16 protein-coding genes are annotated in these 14817 nt (G+C 46.4%); 12 read left to right on the top strand and 4 right to left on the bottom strand.

Annotated features, from left to right (window positions below; translation table 11 throughout):
• Positions 1–1206 (top strand): tRNA uracil 4-sulfurtransferase ThiI, encoded by a 1206-nt coding sequence (gene thiI, locus CB4_RS17075; protein WP_096466958.1) that lies wholly within the window; start codon positions 1–3, stop codon positions 1204–1206.
• Positions 1207–1280: 74 nt separating this feature from the next.
• Here thiI and phaC read toward each other — a convergent pair whose 3' ends face one another.
• The 3 genes from phaC to phaR form a co-directional block, all read right to left on the bottom strand.
• Positions 1281–2369: a class III poly(R)-hydroxyalkanoic acid synthase subunit PhaC gene (phaC, locus tag CB4_RS17070; protein ID WP_096466957.1), complete on the bottom strand. Its 1089-nt coding sequence runs from the start codon at positions 2367–2369 to the stop codon at positions 1281–1283.
• 80 nt (positions 2370–2449) lie between these two features.
• Positions 2450–3193, bottom strand: a complete 744-nt coding sequence (locus CB4_RS17065) for a 3-oxoacyl-ACP reductase (RefSeq protein WP_096466956.1) — start codon at positions 3191–3193, stop codon at positions 2450–2452.
• A gap of 38 nt (positions 3194–3231) precedes the next feature.
• The gene (gene phaR / locus CB4_RS17060; RefSeq protein WP_096466955.1) at positions 3232–3714 is read right to left on the bottom strand and encodes a polyhydroxyalkanoic acid synthase subunit PhaR; all 483 of its coding nucleotides are present in this window, start codon (positions 3712–3714) and stop codon (positions 3232–3234) included.
• A 273-nt stretch (positions 3715–3987) separates the two neighbouring features.
• On the opposite strand from phaR, the gene phaQ reads away from it, so the two are divergent.
• The 6 genes from phaQ (at position 3988) to CB4_RS17030 (ending at position 8378) form a co-directional block, all read left to right on the top strand.
• A complete protein-coding gene (gene phaQ / locus CB4_RS17055; protein ID WP_096466954.1) occupies positions 3988–4407 on the top strand; it encodes a poly-beta-hydroxybutyrate-responsive repressor in 420 nt (139 codons plus the stop codon).
• An 82-nt stretch (positions 4408–4489) separates the two neighbouring features.
• Positions 4490–5062: a polyhydroxyalkanoic acid inclusion protein PhaP gene (gene phaP, locus CB4_RS17050; protein WP_096466953.1), complete on the top strand. Its 573-nt coding sequence runs from the start codon at positions 4490–4492 to the stop codon at positions 5060–5062.
• Positions 5063–5149: 87 nt separating this feature from the next.
• On the top strand, positions 5150–5593 hold the full coding sequence (locus CB4_RS17045) for a MaoC family dehydratase (protein ID WP_096466952.1): 444 nt from the start codon (positions 5150–5152) through the stop codon (positions 5591–5593).
• A gap of 385 nt (positions 5594–5978) precedes the next feature.
• Complete coding sequence (gene mtnA / locus CB4_RS17040; protein WP_373681388.1) at positions 5979–7043, top strand: S-methyl-5-thioribose-1-phosphate isomerase; 1065 nt, start codon at positions 5979–5981, stop codon at positions 7041–7043.
• A 100-nt stretch (positions 7044–7143) separates the two neighbouring features.
• Positions 7144–7500, top strand: coding sequence for a group I truncated hemoglobin (locus CB4_RS17035; RefSeq protein ID WP_096466950.1), 357 nt, complete (start codon positions 7144–7146; stop codon positions 7498–7500).
• 53 nt (positions 7501–7553) lie between these two features.
• Complete coding sequence (locus CB4_RS17030) at positions 7554–8378, top strand: hypothetical protein (protein WP_231956055.1); 825 nt, start codon at positions 7554–7556, stop codon at positions 8376–8378.
• 43 nt (positions 8379–8421) lie between these two features.
• Here the strand turns inward: CB4_RS17030 and CB4_RS17025 are convergent, their stop codons facing one another.
• Positions 8422–9321 carry a phosphatase PAP2 family protein gene (locus CB4_RS17025; protein WP_096466948.1) on the bottom strand — a complete coding sequence of 300 codons (900 nt, stop codon included), beginning with the start codon at positions 9319–9321 and terminating at the stop codon, positions 8422–8424.
• Between the two features lie 307 nt (positions 9322–9628).
• Here CB4_RS17025 and CB4_RS17020 point away from each other — a divergent pair, with 307 nt between their 5' ends.
• From CB4_RS17020 to purU, 5 genes are all read left to right on the top strand, one after another.
• Positions 9629–10984, top strand: coding sequence for an ammonium transporter (locus CB4_RS17020; protein ID WP_096466947.1), 1356 nt, complete (start codon positions 9629–9631; stop codon positions 10982–10984).
• Positions 10968–11990 carry a DUF294 nucleotidyltransferase-like domain-containing protein gene (locus tag CB4_RS17015; protein ID WP_172890915.1) on the top strand — a complete coding sequence of 341 codons (1023 nt, stop codon included), beginning with the start codon at positions 10968–10970 and terminating at the stop codon, positions 11988–11990. Before CB4_RS17020 ends, CB4_RS17015 begins: the two co-directional genes overlap by 17 nt.
• 130 nt (positions 11991–12120) lie before the next feature.
• Positions 12121–12942 (top strand): HAD family hydrolase, encoded by an 822-nt coding sequence (locus CB4_RS17010; RefSeq protein WP_096466945.1) that lies wholly within the window; start codon positions 12121–12123, stop codon positions 12940–12942.
• Positions 12943–13109: 167 nt separating this feature from the next.
• Positions 13110–13700: a GTP cyclohydrolase I FolE gene (gene folE / locus CB4_RS17005; RefSeq protein ID WP_096466944.1), complete on the top strand. Its 591-nt coding sequence runs from the start codon at positions 13110–13112 to the stop codon at positions 13698–13700.
• A gap of 170 nt (positions 13701–13870) precedes the next feature.
• Positions 13871–14764, top strand: a complete 894-nt coding sequence (gene purU, locus CB4_RS17000) for a formyltetrahydrofolate deformylase (protein WP_197703126.1) — start codon at positions 13871–13873, stop codon at positions 14762–14764.
• The last annotated feature ends 53 nt before the right edge of the window (positions 14765–14817 follow it).

The raw sequence follows: 14817 nt of genomic DNA, 5'->3' as shown, positions 1-14817 counted from the left end.
ATGCAATATGAACATATTTTAATCCGCTATGGCGAGTTGGCGCTGAAAAAGCGCAATCGTGGAGAATTCGAAACACAGCTTGTCCGTAATATTCGGAAAAACTTAAAAGGCTCATTTCCAAACGTACAGGTAGAGCGTACGTTTGGCCGTTTGTATTTGTCCTTGCACGGCGAGCCGTATGAAAAAGTGGCGGAACGCCTGCAAAATATTTTCGGGATTCATTCGTTTAGTCCGGTCCGCTTTGTCGAAGAGTTCGAGCTGGAAGTGATTCAAAAAGCAGCGCTTGAGGTAATGCTCGATGCTAATCCGGCTCCGCGTACATTTAAAGTGATTACGAAGCGTCCAAATAAGCAGTTCCCGCATCGTTCGCAGGAGATGAACCGTCATGTAGGTGGCTATGTGCTGCGGAATATGCCAGACCTGAAAGTAGATGTGCATAACCCCGATGTCGAGTTGATTGTCGAGATTCGAACAAACGGTACGTTTATTTCTTGCCGTACCATTAAGGGAGCAGGCGGATTGCCGACGGGAAGCGGCGGCAAAGCGATGCTGATGTTGTCAGGTGGAATTGATAGCCCGGTTGCTGGATGGAAAACGATGCGCCGGGGTGTGCGGATTGAGGGGGTACATTTTCACAGCTATCCGTTCACATCGGAGCGGGCAAAACAGAAAGTGGTTGATCTGACACGGATTCTGTCTAAATACAGCGGAGGCATGAAGCTTCATATTGTGCCGTTCACAGAAATTCAGACCGAGATTCGTAAGCATTGTCCAGAACATTATACGATTACGATTATGCGCCGTTTTATGATGCGTATTGCCGAGAAGCTCGCTGAGAAGAATGGAGCGCTCGCAATTGCGACAGGCGAAAGTCTCGGGCAGGTGGCATCGCAGACGATGGAGAGCATGTACACGATTAATCATGTGATTGATACACCGGTCATTCGGCCACTTGTGGCAATGGATAAGGAAGAGATCATTGAGATTGCACATAAGATCGGTACGTATGAGACATCTATTTTGCCGTTTGAAGACTGCTGTACGGTGTTCGTACCGAAATCACCGGTAACAAAGCCGAAAGTAGACGTAGCGGAGCGCTGTGAAGTGCCGCTTGATATCGAGAAGCTGGTGGAAGATGCTGTTAACAATGTAGAGAGTCTGTGGATTGATCCGGCAGAACCAGAAGTGGAGCATGATTTTTTCTGATTTCAAAAAAAAAGAGCTGTCTCAATTGTCATTACGACGCTTGAGACAGCTCTTTTCGTTTGGAACCAGATTTCTTATTGCGAACGCTCAGCTAGCCAGTTGCCGACAGTCGGATACGTCTTGTTGATTGCTTGACGTCCGAAGCAGACAGATACGTGGCCGGTTGGCATCTCGGCATATGTTTTATCTTCACTGGAAATCACATTCATTAGTGCCTTTACTTGATGTGGGATCGCGATGTGGTCGCGCTCCGCTGCAATATTGAGGACATTTGCCGTAATATTGCTCAGGTCAACCTGACGTCCCCGGACAATTAATTCGCCCTTGAGCAGCTTGTTGTGCTGGTAGAATTCACGAATCCACTGACGGAAAGCTTCACCTGGGAACGGAATGCCGTCATTCACCCATTTCTGCATCAGCTTCCAACCGTTCACAAAGTTCTCATTCTCCGCTCGGTCTACAAGACTGACATACGGGCCATAGAAATTCACGATTGGTTTCAACATCTTGTTGCCAAAGTCAATCATCTCCGGCGGAATTACACCTAACGTATCGACCATTTTATCAAGGTTGAAGTATTTCTCATCGAGCCAGTTCGTGAATAAGCCAGCATCAGCGAAATCAAACGGACTTGTCATAAAGACAATGTTACGAATCGGCAGATGTGGATGCAGTGCGGCGAAAATAGAAGTCATCGTTCCGCCCATGCAATAGCCAAGCAGTGAGACCTCATCGGCACCGGATGTTTTTAACACTTTGCGTACGGCGCGTGGGATGTAATCCATGATGTAATCATCCAGCTTCATGTTACGGTCTTCCAGAGACGGTGTACCCCAGTCAAGCAGATACACATCAAATCCCTGATTTACCAAATACTCAATGAGACTGTTGCCAGGGGATAAGTCCAGAATGTACGGCTTATTAATCAAAGCGTAGACCATTAACAGTGGAATTCTGTGTTGTTTTGGTGCTGCCGGCATATACCGATACAGCTTTGTTTTGTTCTTGGTCCAAATGACTTCTTTCGGCGTAAGACCGACCTGTGGCTCTGCTTCGGTTGTCAGCACTTCCGTTGCACGCTGGAAGCGGCGGTATGTGCGCTTCGCTTCCTCGGGCATAGAATTAAGGATCTCTTCCCAATCTTTCAACACTGGAGTTGACATTAGGTACTCCCTCCAACCTCTGGAAATAAGTTCTCTCTATAACTATACCAGAATATTAAAAATAAACCAAAATATTTTACTTACATGTACATGCCGCCATTGATGTTCAACTGCTGTCCGGTAATATATTCGCCATCACGGCAGAGGAACAGAACGCCACGTGCGATTTCTTCCGGCGCACCAAAGCGGCGTTGCGGGATTTTGGCAACGATTTGTTCCCGCACGTTATCCGGAATAGCCTGTACCATTTCAGTATCGATGAATCCCGGGCAGATTGCGTTTACCGTTGTTGTACCACGTGCGAGTTCTAATGCGAGAGATTTGGTGAAGCCGATCATGCCAGCTTTTGCTGCGGCGTAGTTCGTCTGCCCGAAACCGCCCGCCTGGCCAATGATAGAAGAGATATTGATAATGCGTCCTGCATCTGATTTCTGAATGTGTTCAAGTCCAGCAGCCGTTGTATTGTAGACGCTGCTCAGATTGGTATCAATTACGCTACTCCAATCTTCCTCGGTGATCTTTCGGAAAGTGCGGTCCCGAGTAATGCCCGCATTGTTGACAAGAATATCGAGCTGGCCGAATTTGGCGATTGTTTCTTCGACAAGTACACGTGCCTGAGCGGCGTCGGATACATCTGCCTGGGAAGCAAATGCGGTACCGCCTGCTTGCTCGATTTCTTTAACAACCGCTTCGGCTGCTTCACTACTGCTATTGTAGTTGATGACCACTTTTACGCCGTGTGCCGCCAACTCCTTTGCAATCGCGCTTCCGATACCACGAGATCCTCCTGTTACAATCGCTACTTTACCGTCTATTTTCACCATAACTATTTAACACCCCTTAGATGAATTGTATGCGTACGCTACTTTTCTTCCTGTGCTACTTCTTTTGTGACTGCAGCTTCTGCCACTACTGGAGATATCACTTCACGGGTCGTGCTTTCCTTAAGCAGGATAATGACCTCGTCAAGTTTCTTATCGAGGTTTTTAACATCTGTTTTCAAACGGTTTACTTCACGGGTTACATTCAAGTTGTTAATCTGGTGGGCGAGATCTTCCTCGATCATTTCTTCCAAGTCATCTACTTTTGCTTCCAGATTAACAATGAGGGAAGCGAGATTGGAAATGTCGGCGCGAGATGGCATATTTGCCTGTTCCAGATAATTCTCAGTCGACTGCTTGATCATGTTCTGGTACTGCAAATACATGCTAAGGAATTGTCCCATCCATTCGGAAAAGTCTTCCTTGCGCATTGACTCATCGACAGCTTTACTCCAATGAGATTCGGTTTTGTCGTACATGTCTTTCCACATGGCGAACGGGTCGAACGGCATTTTGTTGTTCACTTCTTCATCTCCTCTCCTGAATTAGTTCACCCTATCATCTGTATGAGTGGTAGGGGAAAATATGTATAAAAAATACTTTCATGTAAAGTATAGAGAACGGCGGAAGGTAACTCAATATAGAAAGATTCGATAAATTACGATCTTTTTTTACATTTTCGTCACATATGAGACTAAAGTAATAAAGATAATTTTTTTATTAGAAATGTTTGACAAAATCATTCCATAGGTGTAAATTACACATAAGAGATATTTACAGATTTGAAGGTGATACACATGTCAGCTCGTGAAGATAATTCTCAGTCTGATCAGTCAGCCAGAGAAGAAAAAACCATTAACAGTACACCAAAGAACTTGATGGTTCCATTTCTTCTTCTTAGCCTGCGCGGTTGGAATGTGCATGGCTATGAGTTGATTCAACAGCTTATCAAGTTTGGCTTCCCTTCTATTGATCAGGGGAATGTATACCGGACACTCCGGCAGCTGGAGAAGGAGAACATGGTAAAGTCAGAATGGGATACGTCCACAGGGGGACCTGCCAAGCGAATTTATTCCCTGACCGATGCCGGGGAACAGTATTTGAATACCTGGGCGTCATCACTTGAGCAGTATCAGCTCATGCTGGACCGTTTTTTCAACATGTATGCCGGATTCTTTATACCATCGAAACCGGACCAGTCGAAAGAAGAGAAGTAAGCCGTTACGCGGGTCCGCAGCTTTGCTGCAGTCACCATATACATGTTGTTACTCACTTATTTCATAAGGAGGATTTGACCTGATGGCAGTAAACAAAAAAGCGGAGAAGGAGTCGGTTACAGTGCAAGCGACAACACAACAGAACCCTAATATTGTAGATGCGGTGTGGGATGGCTGGATGAACAGTGTAAAAACAATATACGCGTATCAGCGTGAGATTGAGAACATTACACTGCAGACGCTCGATCGTCAAAAAGAGCTGTGGACAAAGACGGCAGAAAATATCGAAAAAACAGAACAGGAACTAAAAAAATTCCTGGAAGAAGCAAAGTTCACATATCAGAGCAATGTGAAAAATGTAGGGGGCGAGCAGGCGGGACAGATCGTTCAAGATTGGCTGGGACGTCTGGATGAAATCTCATCTCGTATTCAGCAACTTACATGGACACCAGGCAAAGCGAGCATCAATGTGATTAACAAATCTCAGGAGCAGCTTGAACTGTCTGTTAAAAGCCTGATTGAACAACAGCAGCGCACACGAGAAGAAGTGCAAAATCTGGTGGACAATTTCCTGGGTCAGGTAAAATCAACGCAAAAAGGATTAATCAATTCCCTCGAAGCTAACAAAAACAATACAATAAACTTGTTTAAGTAACAACTATAGCCCCCTGGGAGCCAGGGGGATTTTCCATGCCATCGTGTCGAATTTTGTCTGAAAAAAGAGAAAATAAGGAGAGGAAACATGAATATATACGAACAATCAAAAAACGTAGTCGAAAAGTCATATGCGGACATTCATGTAGGAGATAAAGCGGAGCTTGTACGGACAATTGAAGACCAAGATATTGTGGCATTTGCGGAGCTGACCGGCGATGTGAATCCGATTCATCTGGATGATGAATTTGCCAAGACGACGTTTTTTAAAGGGCGTATTGCGCATGGTATGCTGACAGCGAGTTATATCTCTACGATACTAGGGACGCAGTTGCCAGGGACAAATACGATTTATTTGTCGCAAAACTTGAAGTTTAAAGCACCTGTTAAAATTGGCGATACGATTACGGTAGTTGCGGAAGTGCTCGAGAAGCGCGATGATAAAAAGCTGATTAAGCTCCAGACAAACGTGCTGAATAGCAATGGTAAAGTTGTAGTAGAAGGCGAAGCGATGGTAATGAAAATGGAATAGCTATACAGGCAAGAAGAAGAGGCTCTCTCGTTACTGTACGAGAGGGCCTCTTTTTGGATAGATGATTCTTCTATGCTCTTTCAACTGCCTCTGCAATGATGTGTGTGATTTCGTATACACTTGGGAAAATCCATTCATTCCATTCTGCTTGAGTCATGGGATCTCCTCCTTTCTTGCAGTCTGGTTTATATCGACGTATACTCAGGGTGAGTATAAACCGGCAGTGTGACTACCAACAATTTTCATCTAGATGTAATTTGCATCTAGTATACTTGATAGTAGTTTACCCGTTTTTGTCAGTTTTATTCCATATTTTACACATGTTCGTCAAACGTGGTGCTTATATGGAGAGATGAGAAGCCAGCATACAGGAGGGGGAATGATTATGCCCAAAACATACGAACCGCTTCAGTCGGTCAAATGGGAGAATGGAGAGCTTGTTCTGCTTGATCAGACGAAGCTTCCGGAAACAACAGATTATATGACGCTTACAACGGTCAAGCAGGTGTGGGATGCGATCGAACGTCTGAATGTACGTGGCGCACCGGCGATCGGCATTACCGCAGCGTATGGCGTGTATGTGGCGGTGCGTAAGAGCGAAGCAGAAACATCTGAAGCACTGCTTGAAGAAGTGAAAAAGCAGGCGGCGTATCTCGCTACGTCTCGCCCGACAGCTGTTAATTTGTTCTGGGCGCTCGATCGTATGACAGCTACTGCTCGGCGGGCACAGGCGGAAGGTCAGACACCGGAACAGATGAAAGAGATGTTGCTGACAGAAGCGCAGCGCATTCAGAAAGAAGATGAAGAAGTATGCCGCTCAATCGGAGAGTATGCGCTTACGTTGTTCGAAGATGGCATGGGTGTGCTAACCCACTGCAACGCTGGTGGGCTTGCGACAGCAAAATACGGTACAGCAACGGCGCCGATGTATCTTGCGCATGAAAAGGGATGGAGGCTGAAGGTCTTTGCGGATGAGACACGCCCGGTGCTACAGGGTGCGCGCCTTACTGCGTATGAGTTGCAGCAGGCCGGTATTGATGTAACGCTTATTTGTGATAATATGGCGGCAAAAGTAATGGGCAATGGCTGGGTGCAGGCGGTCATTGTCGGCACAGACCGCGTGGCGGCAAACGGCGACGTAGCAAATAAAATCGGCACATACGGACTTGCGGTGCTTGCAAAAGCGCACAACATCCCATTTTATGTGGCAGCTCCTCTATCTTCGATTGATCTTGGCACTCCGACCGGAGAGCAAATCCCGATTGAAGAGCGTGAAGCGGATGAAATCATTCGCGGTCTTGGACGCCAGGTAGCACCGGCTGATATTAAAGTGTATAATCCCGCGTTTGATGTAACGCCAAATGAATATGTGACGGCTGTTATTACGGAGAAAGGAATCGTCCGTGCACCGTATACGGAAAACTTGCGCCGTTTGTTTGGGCAGAAATAAGAATGGGACACGGTGTGATAAATGTCACTGTAAAAACGAGCTTCTATGGGTACACTACAGAGGTAAACACACAGTAAATAGTGAAAAGGAGCGTTCATAGATGGCATCTTTATACGAAAGACTCGGTGGACAGGAAGCAATTCAGCAGGTTGTGGATGTTTTTTATAAACGTATTCTAGCTGATGAGACCGTCGCGCATTTTTTTGATAACACGGATATGGAGAAACAGCGCCGTCATCAAGCAATGTTTATCTCTTTTGCAACGGGTGGCCCGAATCAATATAGCGGCCAAAGCATGGAGAAAGCGCATCAAGGCATGAACATTCAACACGATCAGTTCATGGCGATTGTGAATCATCTTGTTGCATCGTTAAAAGAGTTTAATGTAGGTGAGGAAGACATTCAGGAATTGGTTGCCAAGCTTGCACCGATGGAACCTTCCATAGTTGGACAATAATTGTATAATAGAATGCAGGCAACCGGAGTGCGTATATCGCCTCCGGTTTTTTTGTGGAGATGGATGGGGAGGAGGAAGATGAGAAAATGTTGTTGCATCGGTTGTTAAATCCGCTGTTTTTCAAGCTGCGCTCACGTATACGCTGGAGTCGTTCAGGTTATCGGATTGTGCATCCGGGGGTGAGTATCTCCTATACGGGAGAAGTCCGAAACCGATTTAATCAGTTATGTACCGCATATCCAACGGTGCAGACATGGGCGCGGGAGATGGATGAAGCACTATTTCGGCGCAATGTACTTGTGTTGGATTGGCTGGATCAATTTGGAAGACGAGTAGGGGAGATTCACCGACCGGGTTCGTGGCTGGATATTGGAAGCAAAAATTTTGACTATGCGTATGCATTCCGGGCCATACAGGCGGCGGGAGGGGATGCACATGCTTCGCTTTCTGGTGTTGAACTGGACGGCTATCGCGTGTATCGGGACGGGTACAGTCGGTATGATCATGCGATGTATCATGCGGCGCGGACAGAAAGTACGTATATGGTAGATGATGTGCTGGAAGCGAAGCTACTATCTGCTCGAACTGTGACATTGTTGTTCCCATTTGTATTCGCAGAACCGCTTTTGTTATGGGGATTGTCTCCTGGTGCGTACCGGCCGCAGGATATATATGATCGTGCGCTTGCGCTGACGGAGAGCGGAGGTGAATTACGGATTGCTAATCAGGGGGAGAGGGAAGCTGCAGAATCCTATGCGTTATTGCAGCGGTGTTGCAAGTGTAGTGACGAGCTGGAGATTATTGAGGTAGGTAAGCTGATATGTCAGGTCGAGACGTATCCAGCGGATGTGTATGGATTTATCGTGAGGAAGAAATAAAAGACTTTTCGCTTCGAGCGAAAAGTCTTTTTGAGTAGAGAAACTATAGATTCGATGTGTCTTGCGTGGAAACTGCGGTCGGAATCGGGATCAGTGCCGCATTCTTTTTCCGTGCCTCGATTCGACGTGCTGCAAAAGCATACAGGAAGTCGACCAGTTTGACAGTGGTGTAACCAAGCACCATGCCGGCAATCACATCAAGCACCCAGTGAATCTCCAGATAAAGCGTAGAGAAAATAACCAGGCCGCAGTAGGTTGCCATCACCCAGCGGAAGATACTGCCCTTCTCGCGGAGTGCCAGCAAAAGAATTGCAAAGGAAACGGATGTGTGCATGCTTGGGAAGCAGTTCATAACCCAGAGTTGTGCCTGGGCATGTGTGAAACCGCGTGCCATACCATCCGGCTCCCCGAGTACATACCATACTTCTTGTAGCATGACCAGCGTATAAAACGGCACGATAATCGGTAACTGCATGGTATGGCTAGACAGCACATAGCGAAGCATTTTATCCAGATCTCGTGTCATTAAGCTTCGGATGACCGATACCCAGAGTGCAAGTGAGAAACCGTATCCATATACCCAGCGCATGAAAATCGTAAACCATTCAGGCTGGTACAGGCGAAAAATCGCCCCATTATTGAACGGAATTTTCCGGAATGTATCGTTCCAGTTGAAAAAGTGTTTGACGTTTGATGTTTCCCAGCTGGCAAGGAAGTACCACAGTTTGGGCGCGTGCTGATACACATAGTACAAGCAGAACAGCAGCGCAACTCCTTTAGGAAGGAAGGCAAGTAGATCAATGTCTTTTTGATCTTTACGAAAATCCAGAAGAAGCAGAGCAAGAAATACCCAGTTAAAAATAATCCAGTGTTCAACCGTGGAGATTTGCCAAACAACTGCTCCTAGCAACAAAAACAATACGACAAGAATCGCACGCCGCATGTAACACACCTCTTAACCCTTTCTTTACGATATCTTTAATAAAGTTTTATATTCACCCCATTATACTGAAAATCATTTCGTGCTGGCTATTGTTTTTTTACTGCTTTTATGGAGAATTTTTAGGCTCCTAAGTTTGATGAGGAAAGGAAAGCTAACATGAATGAAAAAGTGAGAAAAATCAAGAAATATCTAATGTAAGCGGTTGATTAGGAAGATATATAATGTTAATTTAAATGACATGAGTTGCATAAATTTACAGGTGAGCATATAGTTATGTCATGAAAGTTAACACGAGAAGGAAGGGGATATGCATATGGAAGCTTTAGCTAGTGCGCTTGATTCTGCCTATGTTTTTGTAGCTGCAATCTTAGTTATTTCCATGCAGGCAGGATTCGCGCTTTTAGAGGCAGGTTCAACCCGAATGAAAAATGCTGGACACGTAGCTGGAAAGCAGATTATCAGCTTTGCGATTACGGGCATTTTCTTCTGGGTGGCAGGATTCGCGATTACATTTGGAGATGGTAATGGATTTGTCGGATTGAAAGGATGGATGCTTCATCTTGGTGGAGCAGAAGCGGATCAAGTATTTTCTTCTCTATCGTGGGCGCACGTACCGCTGGATCTGAAGTTCTTGTTTCAGATGGCCTTTGCCGCTGTATCACTGGCGATTGCCTGGGGAGGTTTTGCAGAACGCGCTAAATTATCTGTATATTTCGTCTTCGGTATTCTGTTTACGGTTGCGATCTATCCAGTTATTGGTCACTGGGTATGGGGTGGTGGCTGGCTAGCTAAGATGGGCATGCAGGATTTTGCTGGTTCGACCGTTGTCCACTTACAAGGTGCGGTTGCAGCTCTCATAGCGACATTGCTTCTTGGACCTCGTATTGGCAAGTTTACACGGGATGGGAAACCAAATCTGATCCCGGGTCACAATCAGGTCTACTCCGTTCTTGGTGTTATCATTCTCTGGGTTGGCTGGTTTGGGTTTAATGCAGGTTCTACGATGGCAATTGGGGATGGATTCTTTAGTTATGTAGCATTGACGACAAATTTGGCGACAGCAGCGGGCGCGATTGCTGCGATGCTGATCGCGTGGTTTGTACTCGGTAAGGCGGATATTCCAAGCATGCTGAATGGTGTGCTTGCGGCACTCGTAGCAATTACAGCCGCGTGCGCGTTTGTAGAACCATGGGCCGCTGTAGTGATTGGGGCGATTGCGGGCATCATCACATTCTTCACATCGCTTTACTTTGAGCGCAAAGGTGTGGATGATCCGGTCTTTGCTTTCTCGGTACACGGTATTGCGGGTATCTGGGGTACGATTTCAACAGGGTTTTTCGCTTCTCCACGCCTGGTAGAGAAGGTAGGGGTTGGTCAGGCAGGCTTGTTCTACGGCGGCGGCTGGCATCAGCTGTACGTGCAAGTTGTAGGAGCGCTTGGTGCGATGTTGTATGTAGCAGCTGTTAGCTTTGCCATTCTGTACCTGCTCAAAGTGACAATGGGACTACGCGTTACACCGGAAGAGGAGATCACTGGTCTTGACTTGAGTGAGCACGGTGTGTATGGGTATCCGGAACATCTTGATCCGGCTGAGAACCCCGCTTTTACTTCGGAAACAGTATCGGCTAAAGCGGCAGGGCATGCTTATGAGCGTACCATATAACGCGAGGTTGTGGATGGAAAGCGAGGCTGCCGCATTGGCGGTCTCGTCTCTTCCTGTTTTTGAGAAGTATGAAGTGCTTAATGAAGGGCATGACCGGGTGTGCCGGGAAGCGGTCATGCGGGCAGAGCAGTGGATGGTCGATACGGGAGAAGGTTCGCCGCCTGCACCGTATTGCTGGTTCGAACTTGGAAGTGGTGGGCGCCGGGAGCGGACACTGGCGAGTGATCAGGATCATGGGATTGTATATGGGGATTTAGACGATACGCAACCAGATATAAGTCGTGAACGGGAGTATCAAGTGTATTTCTTGAAGTTCGGGCGCCGGATCGCTTTTGAACTGGAAGCAATCGGGTATTCGCTTTGTTTGGGAAATGTGATGGCATCGAACCCACGCTGGTGCCACGAGATTAGAAGTTGGAAGCAGACGCTTGCGGGCTGGATGGAGGAAGGAGGGCTTGACAGCATTCGCTACTTGTTGATTGCGTCGGATATGCGCGGAGTGTATGGAGATCGATCAATGGTGCATTTACTGGGTAACTGGCTGCGTCGAAAGCTGTATGAGCGGCGCGATTTGCGTAAGAGATTTGCGGAACATTCGGCTGCACATACGATTCCGCTTGGCATGTTCGGTCAGCTTTATTATGAGCGATGGGGAGACTATGCCGGGCTGTATGATATGAAAGAGGGTGGATATTACCAGATTGTGAATACGGTCCGAATTTTGTCACTCACGCATCAGATTGAAGAAGTGGGGACAAAAGAAAGACTTATCAGTCTGTATCAGGCAGGTGTCCTGTCTGCACAGGATCAGGATACATGGCTTCATATATTACGTCTTTTCCTGCATGTCAGGTTGACACATCATCTCGCATTGCGGCAGCAGGGTGTTCCTCTTCATAATTATATTGATCTTAAACATTGGCATCGTGAACAGAAGCGAGAGTGGAAAGAGGCGCTGGGTTTTCTCAAAGTTCAGCAAAAGCGGCTTGTTCGTACGCATACCTAAGGAAAAAACAAGTCTGGTCTCCCCCTAGGGAATCAGGCTTGTTTTAGCTTTCTGTTAGGAAAATCTAAAGGTATGGTATGATACAGAAGTGGGATAGAAATCGTAAGAGTAGAGGAGTACGACAAAAAATATGGACTACAAGCTTGTTGCAATTGACATTGATGGGACGTTGTTGACGGATGATTACCGCCTTACGGAACAAAATAAAGAAGCGTTGTATACAGCAACAGAAGCAGGTGTTACGGTGGTGCTCTGTTCGGGCCGGGCTCCACATAGTGTAACGCCCATTCTCACAGAGATTGGGATTGAAGGGTATTATGTTGCGCACAATGGAGCGGTGGCGGTTCATTCCAGTACGCAGGAAATACTGCTGGAGAATGGTTTTTTCATGGAGGATGTACAAGCGGTGATGGAATACTGCCATATGCGCGGAATTCACACGGATTTTTGTACCGCTTTTGATATGTATACAGAAAGCATGGAGCGCGACGATGTGCGGGAGATGTACACCAAGTATTTAGCTATGCCTAAAGTGATCTCCGACCCGCTCTCGTTGCGTGAGCGGCTGGTAAAATTCACGTTGTTCGGTGCAGAAGGTGAGCTTGACCGTGCGTATAACGATCTGCTGGAGCTGAGTCTACCGGTCCAGCTTTTGCGAAGTGGCCCTTTCTATATTGATGTAATCGAGAAGACTACTTCTAAAGGAGCGGCGCTTAATTACCTGGCAAGTCATCTTGGTGTACCGCTTTCCGAAACGATTGCGATTGGCAATTACTATAATGACCTGGCGATGCTGTCCATTGCAGGCGTTGGTGTAGCGGTTGCTAATGCGCCGGAGGATGTGCAAGCACAGGCTGATCTTATCGTGGCTTCGAACAATGATAGTGGAGTAGCGGAGGCGTTAACACGACTTGTATTAGCGAATGAGCAGGTGAAAATAAGCGGAAAATAGCAGGAATCAGAGAAAGAACTGCGCGCCTTATAAGCTCTGTTTCCATGATATTGAACGCATTATCAACTTGCAATCATTATATAACTATTATACAGTGTACTTTATGGAGAACAGACGCTGGCACTGCTGAAATCTGTTCTATGTTATTAGCTAAGGAGATGAACGCCATGCGCGCAGAAGCAGTTAAGTCCAGTAAACAGGCTGCTGATCCGATCGAGCAGCATTTTTATGAAGTGATTCAGCTAATCGGAGAAAATCCGGAACGGGAAGGGCTGCAGGAAACACCAAAGCGGATTGCAAAAATGTACCGTGAAGTGTTTGGCGGGTTGCAGGAGGATCCAGAAGAGGTTCTCGGCAAAACATTCCCGGCTGAAGGGGCATCTGACATTGTAATTGTGCAGGATATTCCTTTTTATAGCATGTGTGAGCACCATTTCGTTCCGTTTTTTGGAAAGGTGCATATTGGATACATTCCGGACGGACGTATTGTAGGATTAAGTAAATTTGCTCGCTTGGTTGATATTCTTGCTCGTCGCCCACAGGTGCAGGAGCGCATGACAAATCAGATCGTAGAAGCGTTGAACAATGTGGTTTGCCCGATCGGCGCGATTGCAGTTGTAGAAGCGGAGCATTTGTGCATGTCCATGCGTGGTATTAAGAAACCGGGCAGTCGGACGCGTACGATTGCGCGTGGCGGCGTGTTTAAGACAGACCTGGTACAGGAAGAGCGATTCTTCCGCCTGCTGGAAAAAGAATAAGCGATGTAGACAAGAGAGCTGACGATAGCTCTCTTTTTTACATAAGACGAACATTCATGCGGTAGAATGGCCAGTCTGTATCATTTTATTCGTTTTCCAGCGGAAAGAAATACGGTATAATAAGCGGAAATTGATTTTTTTGAACCTTTATTTTGGAGGCACGTAAAATAATGACAGCACAAAAAGTAGCATCTGTATTTGAGAAGAAGTATCAGGGAGTCGGGCGCATGCTTATTTCGTGCCCAGATCGTTCGGGAATTGTCGCGGCTGTTTCTCGTTTCTTATATGAGAATGGTGCGAACATTCTTCAATCAGACCAGTATACACAAGATCCAGAAGGGGGACGTTTCTTCATTCGAATCGAATTTTATAAGGAAGATCTGGAATCCACAGTCGATCACTTGCGTCGGGAATTTATGTCGATAGCGGACGAGTTCGAGATGGACTGGCGTATTACACTCGCCAGTCGCCCGAAAAAAATGGTGATTTTCGCATCCAAAGAAGACCATTGCTTGCGCGAACTGCTGTGGAATTGGCAGGCGGGAGATCTGAATGCAGACATTACGATGGTAATTAGCAATCATGATGATTCAAGAGAACTTGTTGAGTCTCTTGGTATCCCGTATCATCATCTGCCGGTTACAGCTGATACGAAGCTGGAAGTAGAGAAGAAGCAGCGTGAACTAATGGAAGGCAACACAGATTTCATTGTACTTGCTCGCTACATGCAGATTTTGTCTCCATATTTTATTGAGCATTACCGTAATCAGGTTATCAACATTCATCATTCATTCTTGCCAGCATTTATCGGCGGAAAGCCGTACAACCAGGCGTATGAGCGCGGGGTGAAAATCATCGGAGCCACCGCACATTATGTAACGGAAGACCTTGATGCCGGACCGATTATCGAGCAGAATGTAAGTCGTGTGAGTCATCGTGATAACGTAGAGGATTTGAAGAAAGAAGGACGTCATATCGAACGGATCGTGCTTGCCCGTGCGGTTCTCTGGCATGTGGAAGATCGGATTCTTGTCCATAAAAACAAAACAGTCGTATTCACCTAAGGATATAATTACAAAAAGGAGCAATCTCAATTGTCGTTACGACTTTTGAGATG

Source organism: Aneurinibacillus soli (assembly GCF_002355375.1).
In the GTDB taxonomy this organism is placed as follows: Bacteria; Bacillota; Bacilli; order Aneurinibacillales; family Aneurinibacillaceae; genus Aneurinibacillus; species Aneurinibacillus soli.
The sequence above is the reverse complement of the archived record's forward strand: the minus strand, read 5'-3'. Positions and strand labels throughout refer to the sequence as shown.